Here is a 17434-nt window from a genome sequence, read left to right as displayed (position 1 = left end):
TCGAAAGTCAAGCGCCGTGGCGGCTTTTCTTTCGCAGCGGGCTGGCTCATGCCAACTCACTGACCATTTGGCGTCATCCGCCGTGCTGGTGAGGGCGCATTATAGGGAGCAAACCAAGAGAGGCAAGGAGTTTATCAAAAATAATTGAAAAAATGTGCCATTGATTAAACATCAACCAACCAGTCATCTCCCTGACCGATCCACCCAAACACGCGGTGTGGAAAACAAGTATGGCTCGTCACTACGCGATCGCCACCCCGGCATCGTTTTTATTTTTCTCACCCTGAAGATGAGCGACTCAAAACCTTAGTAACCTAGAGTCGACCCTCAACGTTGGTGATGGGATGCCATGGCGTTAATGATCCAAAGGAGGGGCTGAAAAAGGATGGGCTGGTCTGTATAGAGAGAAGGCCCCGCAGGGCCTTGAATTCAAATAGAGAAGCTGGAACCACAACCGCAGGTGGTGGTGGCGTTGGGGTTGGTCACGGTAAAACGCGAGCCTTCCAACCCTTCGGTATAGTCCACACTACCACCGACCAGATATTGCAGGCTCATGGGATCAACCACCATGACCACGCCGCTCTTCTCCACCACGGTGTCGCCTTCGTTGACTTTCTCATCGAAGGTGAAGCCATATTGGAAGCCGGAACAGCCGCCACCCGTGATGTAAACCCGCAGTTTGAGTTCCGGATTTTCCTCTTCGGTGATCAGGGCCTTCACCTTATTGGCTGCCGCATCCGTCATCTGGATTGGCAACGGCGCCATGACTTCTACGCTCATTTCTGACCTCTTTACCATGGTAACGCGGCGATTATCCAATACCCGACCATCGGGTTCAAGTATTCAACCCTGCGTTGCACTAGCATCAGATACCGCCGCAGGCGCCACCAGGGGTTTGAGCACCTCATTCCATCCTGCCGTCAGCTTTTGCGCCGGCTGATTCCCCTGCTTGGCAATTGAGATGATCACCTTATCCGGTACAAATCCCGCAGGCAGTTGCCAGTTGCCTTCCAGCAGTTGGAAGTAACGCAAGGCGTAGCGGCGCTCCCCAGCCTTCATGCCAAGATCGGCCGCTCCCAACGCCTTCGGTTTGCCATTCAGGCTCCCCTCCACACGCACAGTTACCTGACCGCGATAGCGATCCCGTTGCCGGGAGGGCTGGATCAGCGCAAGCCGATAGTGAACGCGTCCGGCCACACTGGTCGCCTCCAACGTCAGATTATCGATGACAACCCCGGGCACCTCCTCGCTCGGACGCATGATCCGCTCATAGAAGGCCAATTGGCGTTTTTGATCTTGTAGCTGGCTCTCCTGAAGCTTGAGAGTTTGCTGCAACTGCTCGAGCGCACTCTTCTGGGTCATCAGTTGGGTATCGCGCACCTCAAGCACTTTACGCAGGCGAGTCAGGCCATCACCTTGCATAGCGAGGGTCTTCTGCTGCATCTCAACCAGATTACCGCTGCTCACCTCTCGCCAGTTTCCCCCCAGATATCCGAGCAGTAAACCGGGTAACAGGCCAAGCAACCACCAGCCTCTTGCGGTTAATCTCAGCATATCGTGTTCCTCGCTCGTGACGGCATCTGCGGGTTAAAGTGTGCCAGCCATGGTGTGCTTTAACCAGTGGACAGCGGCTTTAGGAAACTGACAAGGCACAAAGAGCGTGCCTGCATTTGGCCATAAACGGGTCTGTTCTCCAGACGCCACAGCACCAGCGGGGCCTCCACCGTGATGAACCTCGCCAGCCAGATCAGTGGATAGTTATCCGTCATCGCACAAACCAGAATGCTCTCTATTGTGGGAGCGCAAAGGCGCCGGGCTCGAGCCCGAGATGGAAAGACTCGGTTTACAACGTCGCTGAACGTCATGCCAGACATGGGTTTCCAACGCCAGCATCGGCGCCAAGATCCCGCTTGGCTTGCCGGAGCAAAAACAGATGAGCATTGCGACCAGTCGTGCCGCAAAGCCAAGAACAGGGGCGCACTCGCGTAGTCCCCCGCGCTCAGATGGGGTATCCATTCCCCCCAGCAAAGCGTTCACAGCGGCCCCCAGCTACCGACTGAGAGCCGCCAACCGATCAAATCTGACCACACAGCACCAATCCTCAGACACAACATCAAGCGTGCCCGCCGCCCCCGGCAGACGACAGAAAGGAAGAGAGCATAGAGGGGGATATGGCAGGAGCTGCGCCAGGCTCGATTCTGCCAAGCCTTTTCACCTTCTGGTATAGTCAGGCGGTTTTTGGCACGGGCGCAGCCACTTTCCCATCCGAACCCCAGATGGTTCCAAGCCACCGTGCCCCCCATAACTCCAGCTAAGGATGATCCATGTCAAAGTCAGATCAGCTGTTCGAGCAGGCTCGCCAGAGCATTCCGGGCGGTGTGAACTCCCCGGTGCGTGCATTCAACGGTGTCGGCGGCACCCCGGTCTTCATCGAGCGAGCCGATGGCGCCTACCTCTATGATGTGGATGGCAAGGCCTACGTCGACTACATCGGCTCTTGGGGTCCCATGCTGCTCGGCCACAACCACCCGGCCATCAAGGCCGCCGTCATAACGGCTGTCGAGAAGGGGCTCAGCTACGGCGCCCCCACCGAAATTGAAGTGCGCATGGCCGAGCGCGTACGCGCCATCCTCCCGTCCATGGAGCAGGTGCGCATGGTCAACTCTGGTACCGAGGCGACCATGAGCGCGATCCGCCTGGCCCGCGGTTATACCGGCCGCGATAAGATCGTCAAATTCGAGGGGTGCTACCACGGCCACGCCGACTCCCTGTTGGTCAAAGCCGGCTCCGGCGCCCTCACCCTGGGCCAGCCCAACAGCCCTGGGGTACCGGCCGATTTTGCCAAGCACACCCTCACCTGCATCTATAACGATCTCGCCTCGGTCGAGGCGGCCTTCGCCCAGTATGGCCAGGAGATCGCCTGCATCATCGTCGAGCCGGTGGCCGGCAACATGAACTGTATCCCGCCGGTTCCAGGCTTTCTTGAAGGGTTGCGCGCCCTCTGCGATCGCCACGGAGCCGTGCTGATCCTCGACGAGGTGATGACCGGTTTCCGAGTCTCCAAGCAAGGTGCCCAAGGCCACTATGGCATCACGCCGGATCTCACCACCCTCGGCAAGATCATCGGTGCCGGCATGCCGGTGGGCGCCTTCGGCGGCAAGCGCGAGATCATGCAGCACATCGCCCCGACCGGCCCCGTTTATCAGGCGGGCACCCTCTCCGGTAACCCCATCGCCATGGCGGCGGGCCTAGCCATGCTGGATCTGCTTGAGCAACCGGGGCTTTACGAGGCGCTCAATGAGAAGACCGCCCGCATTGCCGAGGGGTTCAAGGCCGCTGCCGCCAAACACGGCATCCCACTGGCCATCAACCAGGTGGGCGGCATGTTCGGCTTCTTCTTCAGTAGCGAGCCGACCATCACCCGCTTTGATCAGGTCACTCGCTGCGACATGGAGCAGTTCAAACGCTTCTACCACCTGATGCTGGAAGAGGGGGTTTACCTGGCGCCCAGTGCCTATGAAGCCGGCTTCCTGTCGCTGGCCCATGGCGACAAGGAGATCGAGCACACCCTGGCGGCCGCCGAGCGCAGCTTCGCCAAACTGGCCGGCTAAGCGGCCCAGTGGCATGCAACGAAGGGGCCTCATGGCCCCTTATTTCTTGTTCCCACTTCACCACTTGGGTGCAGACTTTCGCTCAGCGCCCCACCAGAGGGCAGCCGAAGGACCCTTAAGCCATCTACGCCTCCCCCAACTGCGCACACTTATTGCAATACAGCGGTGACACCCTGATCCCCTCACAAGGAGGATGCCATGGCTGAGATGAGCCCCATCGATCTGCTGCGTCGTTATGACGAACACCGCCAGGAGCTGCGCCCACTGCTGCTTGCCCTATTGACGCTCCCCAGAGAGGCACTGCGCGACTATTCGTTCGTGCTGCAAGTCCAGGAGGGAGGGACTGCCCATCACATTGCGGGGCCGTTACCTGTGCCAGGCGGCAGCCTGCGACTGTGGGTCGAAGGAGAGGGAGTACGGATCGAAATAGGATTGCACCCGCTGATCGCCTGGCTGATGGGGGATCGCCTGCGCCGCTACGCCACCCCCTGGTTCAAGGCCGTTTACATCTTGCTCAGCGCCACCCTGATGCTGATCGTCGCCAGCCTCATGTGGCATGGGGTACGCGATCTCTGCCTGTTGCTGCTCGGCGAGGAGCAAAACCGCCTCGGCGCCTTCAGCGCCATCGTCTTTCTCACCCTGGCGCTGGCGGTGTTCGATCTCGGCAAAACCATACTCGAAGAGGAGGTGCTGCTGCACAAGGACATCTTCCGTCACAGCACCATACGCCGCACCATCACCCGTTTCATCGCCGCCATCCTCATCGCCGTCTCGATCGAGGGGTTGCTGCTGCTGTTCAAGGGCTCCCTCGGCCAGCTTGAGCTATTGTGGCCGGCGGTGGGAGTGATGGGCTGCGCCATCGGACTGCTGCTGGCCCTCGGCCTCTACGTATTCCTCGGTGCCAGGGCCGAAGCCTCGCTGGTGCAGGCGAGCCGCCATGACGGCCCGCCCGCCGATGCCCCACCTAGCGGGAGGGAGACAGCGGCTGGCTGAGCCAGTGCCGTAGCAGCGGCTGCACCGTCGGTAAGGCTACCGCCAGGTTGTTCGCCTGCGCCCGCTGCGCGGCCAACGGCGCCGAGCTTTGCACTCCCACCACCTGCCATCCCGCCGGGGTGCGCAGCAGCAGGGGAGAGCCGCTGTCACCCGCCAGGGTGTCACAACGGTGCTCCAGCATGCCGCGCTCGTTGATCCGCTCAACCCGGCAGTGGTCATGGGCCAGCAAGGTATCGGGATGATCGACAGGATACCCCGCCTGAGAGACGCTCTGCCGTGCCAACTGCCCGGCCAAGCGGCTGGCCGACCCCGGCCAGATCGGCAGCGGGGCCACGTCGGTTACCGTCTCCTTTAAGTGGAGCAGGGCAACATCGAAAGCACCGGCCTCAGGGCTGATATCAAACCCCTCCCCGTCCGGGGTCAACCCCGCCTTCAAACGGGTGGGCAGGAAGACGCTGTCGACTCCCCGCTCCTGCTGGCTCCCCGCCAGGGTCAGGCTGCGCACCGGGTCCCTCTCCCCCTGCTGGGTGAGGAAGCAGTGACCGGCACTGAGCACCCAGTGCGGCTCGATCAGTACCCCGCTGCACAGGTTGTCCCCTTGCGTCTCGATGCGGGCGAGACTCTGCCAGGGAGCCTCACTCACCGCCACCGGCCGGCGATCGTCGTGACCGAACAGCAATGCCGCCTCACCGGCGCAGGCCTGCGTACTCCACCCGGCGCACGAGACCAACCACCACCACAGCAGCCTCATCTTCACCTCCGTCCATAAAAAAAGGGGCTCACAGGCCCCTTTGTCTTACATCCTCTGTATCAGCCTTTTGCTTATCAGGCGGCTTTCTTCACCGGCTGAACGGCGACCTTCTTGTGCTTCTTGTGCACCTTGGCAGCCTGGGTCTGCTGGGTCACCGGCTTGGCGGCGGCCTTGTGGTGCTTCTTGTGCACCTTGGCGGCCTGGGTCTGCTGGGTCACCGGCTTGGCGGCGGCCTTGTGGTGCTTTTTATGCACTTTCTTGGTGGCTTGGGTCTTTTGCACAACCTGCACGGATTCAGAACTCTTGGCCGGGGCCGTGACCGGAGTGGCCATGGCGGCGACGGAAGAGAGACCAAACAGGCCGGCAACGAGCAAGGGGAGCATCTTTTTCATGGCTATTCTCCTGGTGTATCGGGTGGGGAGGGCACCTCGCCGCTTCCTTGAGGAGAATGTTATGTCGGCCCATGGCCCCCTTCAGTGGGGCTTTGGTGACCGTCTGTAACCAAATGTACGGAGTCAAAAGAAACGGGAGCCTCGGCTCCCGTCTTCTGCTCACGCCGGTTTACGGCGGATCACCCCTTCTTGCACCGTGCTGGCCACCAGCACCCCATCACGGGTGAAGAACTGGCCGCGCACTAGGCCGCGGCCCCCCGAGGCGCTCGGGCTGTCGACCACGTAGAGCAACCAGTCGTCGAGCCGGAAATCCCGGTGGAACCACATGGAGTGATCGATGGTGGCCACCTGCATGTCCGGCTCCCAGTAAGAGACGCCATGCGGCTGCAAGGCGGTAAACAGGAAATGGAAGTCAGAGGCATAGGCCAGCAGGTACTTGTGCACCCGAGGATCGTCCGGCATCTGGCCATTGGCCCTGAACCAGACGTGCCTCAGCGGTTCATGCACGGTGGGGCGCATCGGATCGACCAGGGTCGCGGGGCGGATCTCGATGGGCTTTTCACACATGATCTTGGCGCGCAGATCGGGCGGGATCATCTTCTCGTAGGGGCGCACCAGCTCCAGCTCGCTCTTGAGCTGCTCAGGAGGAGTAATGCCTTGCGGCATGACAGCCTGATGCTCAAACCCTTCGGCCTCAATCTGGAATGAGGCGTTGAGGTAGAAGATAGGCTTGCCGTACTGGATGGCCTTGACCCGCCGGGTCGATACGCTCTGACCGTCGCGGATGTTCTCCACGTCGTAGACGATGGGGTGGTTGACGTCGCCGGGGCGCAGGAAATAGGAGTGGAAGCTGTGCACCTGGCGATCCGGCGCCACCGTCTGCTTGGCCGCCGAGAGCGCTTGTCCCATCACCTGACCGCCAAACACGGCGCGCAGACCGAGGTCCTCGCTCTGACCACGAAACAGTCCCTCTTCAATCTTCTCCAGTGCCAGCAGCGCCAGCAGTTCGTCCAATACCTTGCTCATTACATGACTCCCATTGCGACCGGAGAAATCTATCAACCGAAATGAAGCAGGACAATAGTTCCGGCGCCATCAAAACAGCGGCCCCGCCGAAGCGGGGCCGTCTTGGCATCAGTTGACGGTGACCGGCTCACCGGAGGACGTATCATCCGGCGACTGGTACTCCTCCTCGGCCTCGCGAAAACGCTCCAGCATCGCCTTGGAGGGGGCGGCGCCGAGCAGGCTGCCGATCACGATGGCCACGCCACCGAACAGGAAGCCGGGGATGATCTCGTACAGACCCAGCCAGCCGAACTGCTTCCAGACGATGACGGTGGTGGCCCCAACCAGCATGCCGGCCAATGCCCCGTTGCGGGTCATGCGCGGCCACAGCACCGAGAGCAGTACCACGGGGCCAAATGCGGCACCGAAGCCGGCCCAGGCGTAGCTCACCAGCCCCAGTACCCGGTTCTCCGGATTCGTGGCAACCGCAATGGCAATCAGCGCGATGGCCAGCACCATCAGACGCCCGACCCACACCAGCTCACGCTGGGAGGCATTCTTGCGCAAAAACGGCTTGTAGAGATCCTCGGTGATGGCGCTCGAGCAGACCAGCAGCTGGCAGCTCAACGTACTCATCACCGCCGCCAGGATGGCCGAGAGCAGCACGCCAGCGATCCAGGGATTGAACAGGATCTTGGAGAGCTCGATGAAGACCCGCTCCGGGTTGCCGGTCACACCGGCCGCCTGCTCGGGGAAGCTGGCAAAATAGGCCAGCCCGAAGAAACCGATGGCGACGGCGCCGCCCAGGCACAGCACCATCCAGGTCATGCTGATACGGCGGGCATTGGCCATGGAACGATGGGAGTCGGCAGCCATGAAACGCGCCAGAATGTGCGGCTGGCCGAAATAGCCGAGGCCCCAGGCCATCAGGGAGACGATGGCGATGATATCCAGGTTCTTGAACATGTCGAGATTGCTGGCGCTCTTGGCCGCCACCTCGATCATGGCGCTGTCGATACCGCCCACGGCGATGATGACGAACACCGGGGTCAGGATCAGGGCGAAGATCATCAAGGTGGCCTGCACCGTATCAGTCCAGCTCACCGCCAGGAAGCCACCGAAGAAGGTGTAGGTGATGGTGGCGGCAGCACCGACCCACAGGGCGGTGTTGTAATCCATGCCGAAGGTGCTCTCGAACAGGCGGGCCCCCGCCACCACGCCGGAGGCGCAGTAGATGGTGAAAAACAGCAGGATCACCAAGGCCGACAGGATGCGCAGCACCCGGCTCTTGTCTTCGAAACGGTAAGTGAAGTAGTCCGGCAGGGTCAGGGCGTTGCGGTTCTTCTCGGTGTGAACCCGCAGGCGGCCGGCCACCCAGCGCCAGTTGAAGTAGGCGCCGATGATGAGGCCGATGGCGATCCAGCTCTCGGAGATACCGCTCAGGTAGACGGCGCCCGGCAGGCCCATCAGCAGCCAGCCGCTCATGTCGGAAGCGCCGGCAGAGAGGGCGGTGACCCAGCTCCCCATGCGGCGACCGCCGAGGATGTAGTCATCAAAGTTGCGGGTGGCGCGATAGGCGATGAAGCCGATCAGCACCATCCCGAGGATGTACACCAGAAAGGTGATTAACATGGGTGTGCTTGCTGTCATTCCATACTCCATTGTGGTGATGCCTCCTCTGCGGGGGGCTTTTCCTTTAAAAACCGGGCTAGCTTAATCAGATGATTTTACGATCACAATCACTTTTAACAGATTTGAAACACATGAAAAACGTTTGGTACTCAGCGAATCGACTACCAGGTGCTCAAATGACCACGCATTCTGCTGATCAATGCCCGTCGGGCTGCTGAGCATAACGAGTGAGGGGAAAAAGAAAAGCGCCAGCACGATGGGCACGTGAGGCGATCTCCCCTCTTTTTGCGGCATCGGATGACGTACAGGGGCTCAAAAGAGGATACGGCGGCCAATCAGGCAGTCGCGGCAGGCCGGTTGTCCGGCCAGTGAGGCCAGCAGTTCGGGGGCCAGGCGCCGACCACAGCGACTGCACTCGCGAAAGGCGCGCAGGCGTTGCCAGGCCGTTTTCTCCACCAGTTGTTGCAGGTGGTCATAGTGGCGCTCATCGAGGGGGATCTCACCGACCGACTGCATACGCAGGCGTGGAGTGGAGGGGCTCACCCACTCCACCAGAGGCTGACTCACCTCGGCCTGTTCAGGGCCAAAAGAGACCAGTGCCAGCAAGGGATCGCCCACAAACAGGCTCTGTTCGCCATGGCTCGGCCAGGGGAGCTGACGGCGCAGCCGCTGATTCCATACCAGGGCCAGCTCGGGGAGCGGGGCAACCCGCAGATCGCTGAAAGGGGATGGCATGTCGGGCTCCGTGCGCAAAAACAGCCCCCATCATAACATCCGACCACAGCAGGACAATCCTTGACCAGAAAGCAACAAGGCAGACGCCGGGATGTCTGCCTTGTCACTACTCTGCGAGATGGTGCTCCCTGACCAGTCGCTACCATCCCGGTTGGGCAAGATAGCCACTGTGGTGCGCCGGTTCCTGGTTGGAACCTTTGCCGGGGTGCCTGGATAAGTACACCCTTGACCACCAGAAGTTAAATACAGAGTACCGCCATCACCGCGGTGAGTGGTTGCGTTGTTGCAGACAATATCGGTTGTTTTAGCAATCATTAACCCTTAACCTGTCCAATCGAAGATAATCATTGCACGTCACGGTGAAAACATGCTGAAACTGGATCGCATCGACCGCCACATTCTCGAACTGATGCAAGAACATGGCCGCATCAGCAACCTGGAGCTGGCCGAGATGGTGGGCCTCTCCCCCTCCCCCTGCTCACGCCGGGTCAAGGCGCTGGAGGATGCCGGCCTCATCGATACCCACGTCACCTTGCTCAACGCCCGCGCCCTCGGCCTGACCCTCACCGCCTACATCCACATCTCGATGGACAGGCACACCCCGGAGCGCTTCGCCAACTTCGACCAGGCCATCAGTGAACTGCCTGAGGTGCTCGAATGCGATCTCATCACTGGTAACGACGCCGACTACCAGCTCAAGGTGGTGGTGCAGGATATGGAGCACTACCAGCACTTCCTGCTCGACAAGCTGACCCACATCCCCGGTGTCACCGGGGTGCGCTCGAGCTTCGTGTTGCGCCGCATCAAGCACAAGACGGCGCTGCCCCTCACCCACCTCGGCTGAGCGCGAGGCATGAAAAAGGGAGGCTCAAGCCTCCCTTTTTGTCATTTTTGCCCGCCTCAGAAGCGGCGCACAAACTCGGCCGGATCGAGGGCGCGCAGCTTGCGCGCCTCGGTCATGGGGGTGCCAAGGTAGAGAAAGCCCACCAGCTGATCCTCATCACCGAGCCCCAGCCCGCGCCCCACTATGTCATCAAAAATGAACCAGCCGGAGCGCCAGATGCCGTTGAAGCCCTGTGCCTGGGCGGCCATCTGCATCGCCATCACGGCGCAGCCGGCAGAGAGCTCCTGCTCCAGACGCGGCACCTTGGGGTGATCCTGGAAACGGGTCGCCACCGCGATGATGAGCGGCGCGCGCAGCGGCGCATCAAGGCAACGCTCGATCGCCTCTTCCGGCTCACCGCGCTCGGCGGCAGCAGCGGCCAGCAACTCGCCGAAACGCTCGCGCCCCTTGCCTTCGATGAGGATGAATTGCCACGGCGTCAGGGTGCCGTGATCCGGGGCTCGCAGCCCCGCCTTGAGGATGTTGTCGAGAGCCTCACCAGCCGGTGCCGGCTCGCTCAGACGGGAGCAGGAGTGACGGTTGAGCAGCAGTTCCAGTGCATCCATCTCGTTACCTTTGTAGACAGCAGGTTAAGGCCCACACGATAGCACAGGCCAGACTGAAGAAAAGCCCAGCCACAACACCTTTCCACTCAGATCACAGCCGCCAGCTCTGCCCCCTGGCGGATGGCCCGCTTGGCATCGAGTTCGGCTGCGACATCCGCCCCGCCGATGATATGCACCGGCATCCCGGCCGCCCGCAGATCGGCATCGAGTTCACGCAGGGGCTCTTGACCCGCGCAGATGATGACGTTGTCCACCGGCAGGCACTGGGTCTTGCCCCCCACCTCGATGTGCAGCCCGGCATCGTCAATATGCAGGTAACGCACTCCGGCCAACATCTCGACTCGCCGGTGCTTGAGGGTGGCGCGGTGGATCCAGCCGGTGGTCTTGCCAAGGCCGTCGCCGACCTTGCTCTCTTTTCGTTGCAGCAGCCACACCTGACGCTCGGGTGGCGACAGCTCGGGGCGGGTCAAGCCACCGCGCTGCTCGAGCCGTGCATCGATCCCCCACTCCTTGAGCCACTCCCCCTTGCTGCGCTCGCCACCGCGTTCCACCAGATATTCGGCCACATCGAAGCCGATACCGCCGGCCCCGATCACCGCGACCTTCTGACCAACCGGCTGGTGCTCGCGCAGCACATCGAGATAGCTCAGCACCTTGGGGTGATCGATACCGGGAATCGCCGGGGTCCGCGGCCGGATGCCGGTGGCCAGCACCACCTCGTCAAAGCCGCCGCCAAGCAGACTCTCGGCGCTCTGGCGCTGGCCGAGATAGAGCTCAACCCCGCACTTCTCCAGCCGCTTGGCAAAATAACGCAGGGTCTCGTGAAACTCCTCCTTGCCCGGGATCTGCTTGGCAAAGTTGAACTGACCGCCGATCTCGCTGGCCTGATCGAACAGGCTCACCCTGTGGCCACGCTCGGCGGCATAACAGGCAAAGGCCAGCCCGGCCGGCCCGGCACCGACCACCGCCAGCTTCTTGGGCTGGGGCACCCGGCCGAAAATGAGCTCGGTCTCGAAGCAGGCGCGCGGGTTAACCAGGCAAGAGGCGCGCTTTTGCTTGAAGATGTGATCGAGGCAGGCCTGGTTGCAGGCGATGCAGGTGTTGATCTCATCGCCACGCCCCTCAGCCGCCTTGATGACAAACTCGGGATCGGCGAGGAAGGGGCGCGCCATCGAGACCATGTCCGCCTCCCCCTGGCTCAGGATCGCCTCGGCCACCTCGGGAGTGTTGATGCGGTTGGTGGTGATGAGCGGCACCTTGAGGTGCTTTTTCAGCTCGGCGGTGACCCAGGTAAAGGCGGCACGCGGCACGCTGGTGGCGATGGTGGGGATGCGCGCCTCGTGCCAGCCGATGCCGGTGTTGATGAGGGTCACCCCGGCCGCCTCCAGCCCCCGGCCGAGTTCAATCACCTCGGGCAGCGAGGAGCCCTGCTCCACCAGATCCAGCATGGAGAGGCGGAAGATGATGATGAAATGGGGCCCCACCCGCGCCCGGATAGCCCGCACTATCTCAAGCGGGAAGCGCAGCCGGTTCTCCAGGCTTCCCCCCCACTGATCGCGGCGCTGGTTGGTACGCTCGCAGATGAACTGATTGATGAGATAGCCTTCCGAGCCCATCACCTCCACCCCGTCATAACCGGCGCGCTGGGCCAGCTCGGCGCTGCGGGCAAAGTCGCCGATGGTGGCGCGCACCTGGCGATCGCTCATGGCGCGCGGCTTGAACGGGGAGATAGGCGCCTTGATGGCGGAAGGGGCCTGACTGAAGGGGTGATAGGCATAGCGCCCCGCATGCAGGATCTGCAACGCTATCTTGCCCCCTTCGGCGTGCACCGCCTCGGTGACCTTACGGTGCTTGGCCACCTGCCACACAAAACTGAGCTGCGAGCCATGGGGTACCAGCCGACCGCGCAGGTTGGGAGCAATGCCGCCGGTGACGATCAGCCCCACCCCACCACGGGCCCGCTCGGCATAGAAGGCCGCCAGCTTGTCAAAGCCCCCCTTCTCCTCTTCCAGACCGGTATGCATGGAGCCCATCAGTACCCGGTTGCGCAGTTGGGTGAAACCGAGATCGAGGGGAGAGAGGAGTGCAGGATAGCGGCTCACGGTGGCCTCCAGTTAACAAAATGTTATTAAGTTGCAGCTAGAGTAAAGAATCAAATTTGCTTTTTCAAACAAATGTTTGGACATTTTTTCGGCGCACAATCGTCCACCGAGTGAAGGTTGTGACCCGCGCCCCCCTGGTCAATAATGGCCCTCTCTCCACTCATCACAGGGCGATACCCTCACATGTCGATTTTCAAAGGACTGGGCTGGCTACTACGCGGACTGTGGCGCCTGCTCAACTTCACCCGCCACCTGTTTCTCAACCTCATCTTCCTCGCTCTGGTACTGGTGCTGGTACTGGCCTTTGGCAGCCGCGAGAAACCGCTGCCGCCGATTGAGGGGGCCCTGACTCTGGATCTGTCCGGTGAGCTGGTCGAGCAGCGCAGCCTGCCGGATGCCTCCAGCCAGCTGATGCGCCAGCTCGGCTCAGGTGAGGATCTGCCCAGCGAAATCGTACTTGCGGATCTGCTGTGGGCCATCGAGCAGGCCAAGGGGGATGACCGCATCAAGGCGCTGGTACTCAAGACCCAGAACTTGCAGCAAGCCAGCCTCTCCAAACTGCAAGAGGTGGCCAGCGCCATCGACCGCTTCAAGGAGAGTGGCAAACCGGTCTACGCCATGGCGGACTTCTACACCCAGGGCCAGTATCTGCTGGCGTCCCATGCCAGCCACGTGATGCTCAACCAGAGCGGCGCCGTGCTGCTCGAAGGGCTCGGCGTCTACCAGCTCTATTTCAAGTCGGCGCTGGAGAAGTTCAACATCACCCCGCACGTCTTCAAGGTGGGCACCTACAAATCCTTCGTCGAGCCTTACACCCGCGATGACATGTCGCCCGAGAGCCGTGAAGCCAATCAGCGCTGGCTCAGCCAGCTGTGGGACGGCTACGTGAAAGATGTGGCGGCGCAGCGCAAGGTGGCCCCGGATGCGGTTTCCCCGAGCAAGGATCAGATGCTAGCGCGGCTGCGCAAGGCAGGCGGTAACGCCGCCCTCTATGCCGAGGAGCAGGGGCTGGTCGATCAGCTCGCCACCCGTGACGAGATGACCCAGACCATCGTCAAAGAGGTCGGCGAAGGGGAAGAGCCCGACAGTTGGAAAGGGGTCGGCCTGAAAGAGTATCTGGCGGCCATCGGCCCACGCTATGAGCAGAGCGGCAAGGATGAGGTGGGGCTCATCATCGCCAGCGGCCCGATCCTCGATGGCCAGCAACCTGCCGGCAGCATAGGGGGAGACACCCTCTCCGAGCTGCTGGCCGATGCCCGCCGCGACGACGCCGTCAAGGCAGTGGTGCTGCGGGTCGACAGCCCAGGGGGCAGCGCCTTTGCGGCCGAGCAGATCCGCGCCGAACTGCTGGCCCTCAAGCAGGCCGGCAAGCCGGTAGTGGTCTCCATGGGCAGCTACGCCGCCTCGGGCGGCTACTGGATCTCGGCCGACGCTGACAAGATCTTCGCCTCTCCCTCTACCCTGACCGGCTCCATCGGGGTGTTTGGCCTGTTCGCCACCGCCGAGAAGGCGCTGGCCCAGTTCGGCATCAGCAGCGATGGCCTCGGCACCACCGACTTTGTCGGCCTGAGCCCGGCACGCGCCCTGCCGGATCACATGGCCCAGGCCATCCAGCTCAATGTCGAGAACACCTATCGCCGCTTCGTGGATCTGGTGGCCCATGGCCGCGGCATGACAGCGCAAGAGGCCGAGCAGGCCGCCGAAGGACGAGTCTGGACCGGCGCCGACGCCAAGGCACTGGGGCTGGTCGACGAGTTTGGCGATCAGGAGGATGCCATCCAGGCGGCCGCCGAGCTGGCCAACCTGAAGGAGTATCAGGTAACCCTGCTCGAACCCGAGGAGTCGGCCAAGGAGAAATTCCTGCGTCAGCTGCTCGACAGCGGAGCCCGCGCCCTAGCCCCCAGCCTGAGCGGTGTGCTGCCCGAGAGCCTGCTCACTCCGCTCAAGGCGGCCAGCAAGGCGGCAGAGCCCCTGACTCGTTTCAACGACCCGCAAGGCACCTATGCCTGGTGCCCGGTCTGCGTCATGTAACTCACCCTATCCCCGCTTCGGCGGGGATAGTTTTATCTGGGAGACGGGCACAAAAAAGGCTCCCTAAGGAGCCACGGTAGGTGTTAACCGAAACAGGCGGGAGGGGCCAATAGCGCCCCTCTCACCGATATAGCGACGTCACAGGAAGGGGAGCGCCAGGAACAGCTTGATCACCATGGCGTTGATGATGTCGATGAAGAAGGCCCCCACCATGGGCACCACCAGAAAGGCCAGATGGGAAGGACCAAAACGCATGGTCACTGCCTGCATGTTGGCAATTGCGGTCGGGGTGGCACCGAGGCCGAAGCCGCAGTGACCGGCCGCCAGCACGGCAGCATCATAGTTGCGCCCCATCACCCGGAAGGTGATGAAGATGGCGTACAGCGCCATGCCGATGGTCTGGGCGGCCAGCAGCACGAAGATGGGCAGGGCCAGGCTCGCCAGATCCCACAGGCGCAGGCTCATCAGCGCCATGGCGAGGAACAGTGACAGGCTGACGTTGCCAAGCAAAGAGACCTCGCGATCGCTCACCTCATGCCAGTTGAGGTGGGTCAACAGGTTGCGCAGCAGCACACCGACAAAAAGCACACACACAAATCCTGGCAGCTCCAGCCAGCTCCCCTTGAGCAGGAAAGCGAGCAGCTCCCCCACCTTGAGGCTGATGGCCAGCAGGGCCAGGGTTTCAATCACGCTGAACGTGGTGATCTGGCGCTCCAGATCCGGCATCTCAAAGCCTTTGGGATCATCGTCGCGATTATGCTCCTCGCCCGGCACCTGCACCTGCTTGACCAGATAACGAGCCACCGGCCCACCGATGAGCCCACCCAGCACCAGGCCGAAGGTGGCGCAGGCGATCGCCAGTTCGGAGGCCGATTGCACCCCGTACTTTTCGGTGAAGATGGCCCCCCACGCGGCGCCAGTACCGTGACCGCCGGAGAGAGTAATGGAGCCGGCCAGCAGCCCCATGTGGGGATCGAGACCGAGCAGGGTGGCCAGTCCGACCCCGAGCGTGTTCTGCACCACCAGCAATCCCGCCACCACGGCCAGGAAGATGGCCACGGCTTTGCCTCCCCGCTTGAGGCTGCCCAGATCGGCCGAGAGACCGATGGAAGCGAAGAAACAGAGCATCAGAGAGGTCTGCAGACGGGTATCAAACTGCACCTCGATCGAGGCGAAGGTGCGCAGCAGCAGCAGCAGCGCAATGACCAGACCGCCGGCAACCGGCTTGGGGATGTTAAAGGTACGCAGGAAATAGATACGATTGACCAGGAAACGGCCAAACAACAGCACCATCGTCGCCGCCACCAGTGTGGCATAGGCATCAAATTTGATCATAAGTTCTCCCATGTTCAGCGGCCGTCCTCCCCGTAGGGAAACAAACTGGAGTGGCCGGGATGAAAACGCCAGCACAGGCTGGGATTTCAGGATAGTCCGCAACGCGGACCGCTCCTGTCCTTAGGAGCGCAGGGCGGTTCCAATATGTGGAACCGAAGAGGGGGTTTTACATAAAGTGGCGATAAAATAGCAAAAAACACCACTCAAATCCACCTTTCCAGTGTTAGAGTTCAATAACCAATGAAAATACGCCATTTTATTTCCATGGTATAAAAGAGGGGATGGCCTCACAGCGCCTCTGATCCGGCCTGTCTTTTGATGGCACAATCTCTATAATCCGTGCGTTTCCAGCCCACATGAGGACAGGTCGTGAAGAAGTCCATCTACATCGCCTACACAGGCGGTACCATCGGTATGCAGCGCTCCGACCACGGCTATGTGCCGGTCGCCGGCTTCATGGAAGATTGTCTGGCTCGCATGCCCGAGTTCCATCGGCCGGAGATGCCTGACTACCACATCCATGAATACAGCCCGCTGATCGACTCCTCCGACATGACGCCAGATGACTGGCAGCGCATCGCCGAGGATATCCGCGACCATTACGACCAGTACGATGGCTTCGTGATCCTGCACGGCACCGACACCATGTCGTTTACTGCCTCCGCCCTCTCCTTCATGTTTGAGGATCTCGGCAAGCCCGTCATCATCACCGGCTCCCAGATCCCGCTGGCCGAGCTGCGCTCCGACGGCCAGCAGAACCTGCTCAACGCCCTCTACATCGCGGCCAACTACCCGATCCACGAGGTCACCCTGTTTTTCAACAACCAGCTGTTTCGCGGCAACCGCAGCAAGAAGGTGCATGCCGACGGCTTCCACGCCTTCGACTCCCCCAACTACCCGCCGCTGCTCAATGCCGGGATCCACATCCAGCTGGAAGCCGGTGAGCTGGGCGAGCCGGCCAGCAAACCGCTGCGTCTGCACGACATCACCCCCCAGCCGATCGGCGTGGTGACCCTCTATCCCGGCATCTCGCCCGAGGTGATCGACAACATTTTGCGCCAGCCGGTGCGGGCGCTGATCCTGCTCTCGTTCGGGGTCGGCAACGCGCCGCAAAATCCGCAGATGCTGACGCTGCTCTCCGAGGCATCGCGCCGCGGCGTGATCATCGTCAACCTGAGCCAGTGCCTGCACGGCATGGTCAACATGGGGGGCTACGCCACCGGCAACGCCCTCTCACGCGCCGGGGTCATCTCGGGCTTTGACATGACCACGGAGGCGGCGCTCACCAAGCTGCACTTCCTGCTGAGCCAGGACTTGCCGGCCGAGCAGATCCGCGAACTGATGCAGCGTTCGCTGCGAGGCGAGCTGACCTGCCCCTGAGCGGCAGGCATGAGAAAG

15 protein-coding genes are annotated in these 17434 nt (G+C 61.7%); 5 read left to right on the top strand and 10 right to left on the bottom strand.

Translation table 11 applies throughout. From position 1 onward, the window contains the following. Window positions 1-429: 429 nt before the first annotated feature. Together erpA and BN1134_RS02395 are read right to left on the bottom strand one after the other, a co-directional pair. Window positions 430-780, bottom strand: a complete 351-nt coding sequence (gene erpA / locus BN1134_RS02400) for an iron-sulfur cluster insertion protein ErpA (protein WP_042045036.1) — start codon at window positions 778-780, stop codon at window positions 430-432. 63 nt (window positions 781-843) lie between these two features. Beyond that, a complete protein-coding gene (locus tag BN1134_RS02395) occupies window positions 844-1554 on the bottom strand; it encodes a DUF6776 family protein (RefSeq protein ID WP_042045035.1) in 711 nt (236 codons plus the stop codon). 770 nt (window positions 1555-2324) lie between these two features. Here BN1134_RS02395 and hemL point away from each other — a divergent pair. Then, complete coding sequence (hemL, locus tag BN1134_RS02390) at window positions 2325-3611, top strand: glutamate-1-semialdehyde 2,1-aminomutase (RefSeq protein WP_042045034.1); 1287 nt, start codon at window positions 2325-2327, stop codon at window positions 3609-3611. Window positions 3612-3809: 198 nt separating this feature from the next. Further along, window positions 3810-4604, top strand: a complete 795-nt coding sequence (locus tag BN1134_RS02385; RefSeq protein WP_042045032.1) for a hypothetical protein — start codon at window positions 3810-3812, stop codon at window positions 4602-4604. Here BN1134_RS02385 and BN1134_RS02380 read toward each other — a convergent pair. The 5 genes from BN1134_RS02380 to BN1134_RS02360 all read right to left on the bottom strand — a co-directional run bounded on the left by BN1134_RS02380 (window position 4576) and on the right by BN1134_RS02360 (window position 9119). Further along, the gene (locus BN1134_RS02380) at window positions 4576-5355 is read right to left on the bottom strand and encodes a trypsin-like serine peptidase (RefSeq protein ID WP_042045031.1); all 780 of its coding nucleotides are present in this window, start codon (window positions 5353-5355) and stop codon (window positions 4576-4578) included. The two genes, BN1134_RS02385 and BN1134_RS02380, sit on opposite strands and share 29 nt — an antisense overlap. Window positions 5356-5429: 74 nt before the next feature. Next, window positions 5430-5747, bottom strand: a complete 318-nt coding sequence (locus BN1134_RS02375; RefSeq protein WP_042045029.1) for a hypothetical protein — start codon at window positions 5745-5747, stop codon at window positions 5430-5432. Window positions 5748-5906: 159 nt separating this feature from the next. Continuing rightward, window positions 5907-6773: an acyl-CoA thioesterase II gene (gene tesB, locus BN1134_RS02370; protein ID WP_042045028.1), complete on the bottom strand. Its 867-nt coding sequence runs from the start codon at window positions 6771-6773 to the stop codon at window positions 5907-5909. A gap of 108 nt (window positions 6774-6881) precedes the next feature. After that, on the bottom strand, window positions 6882-8402 hold the full coding sequence (gene putP / locus BN1134_RS02365) for a sodium/proline symporter PutP (protein WP_042045027.1): 1521 nt from the start codon (window positions 8400-8402) through the stop codon (window positions 6882-6884). A gap of 294 nt (window positions 8403-8696) precedes the next feature. Beyond that, the gene (locus tag BN1134_RS02360; RefSeq protein WP_042045026.1) at window positions 8697-9119 is read right to left on the bottom strand and encodes a hypothetical protein; all 423 of its coding nucleotides are present in this window, start codon (window positions 9117-9119) and stop codon (window positions 8697-8699) included. A gap of 367 nt (window positions 9120-9486) precedes the next feature. On the opposite strand from BN1134_RS02360, the gene BN1134_RS02355 reads away from it, so the two are divergent. Beyond that, entirely contained in the window at window positions 9487-9963 is a 477-nt protein-coding gene (locus BN1134_RS02355; protein ID WP_042045025.1) for an Lrp/AsnC family transcriptional regulator, read from the top strand. Between the two features lie 56 nt (window positions 9964-10019). On the opposite strand, the gene BN1134_RS02350 is transcribed toward BN1134_RS02355, so the two are convergent. Next, entirely contained in the window at window positions 10020-10568 is a 549-nt protein-coding gene (locus BN1134_RS02350; RefSeq protein WP_042045024.1) for an NAD(P)H nitroreductase, read from the bottom strand. A gap of 86 nt (window positions 10569-10654) precedes the next feature. After that, window positions 10655-12670 carry an NADPH-dependent 2,4-dienoyl-CoA reductase gene (locus BN1134_RS02345; RefSeq protein ID WP_042045023.1) on the bottom strand — a complete coding sequence of 672 codons (2016 nt, stop codon included), beginning with the start codon at window positions 12668-12670 and terminating at the stop codon, window positions 10655-10657. A gap of 183 nt (window positions 12671-12853) precedes the next feature. Between BN1134_RS02345 and sppA the strand changes: the two genes are divergently transcribed. Further along, a complete protein-coding gene (gene sppA, locus BN1134_RS02340; protein WP_042045022.1) occupies window positions 12854-14701 on the top strand; it encodes a signal peptide peptidase SppA in 1848 nt (615 codons plus the stop codon). Between the two features lie 138 nt (window positions 14702-14839). Here sppA and gltS read toward each other — a convergent pair whose 3' ends face one another. Then, the gene (gltS, locus tag BN1134_RS02335; RefSeq protein WP_042045021.1) at window positions 14840-16036 is read right to left on the bottom strand and encodes a sodium/glutamate symporter; all 1197 of its coding nucleotides are present in this window, start codon (window positions 16034-16036) and stop codon (window positions 14840-14842) included. 369 nt (window positions 16037-16405) lie between these two features. On the opposite strand from gltS, the gene ansA reads away from it, so the two are divergent. Further along, window positions 16406-17416: an asparaginase gene (ansA, locus tag BN1134_RS02330; RefSeq protein WP_042045020.1), complete on the top strand. Its 1011-nt coding sequence runs from the start codon at window positions 16406-16408 to the stop codon at window positions 17414-17416. Window positions 17417-17434 lie beyond the last annotated feature (18 nt).

Source organism: Aeromonas simiae (genome assembly GCF_000820125.1).
Taxonomy (GTDB): domain Bacteria; phylum Pseudomonadota; class Gammaproteobacteria; order Enterobacterales; family Aeromonadaceae; genus Aeromonas; species Aeromonas simiae.
This window is presented reverse-complemented; position numbering and strand designations above follow the sequence as displayed.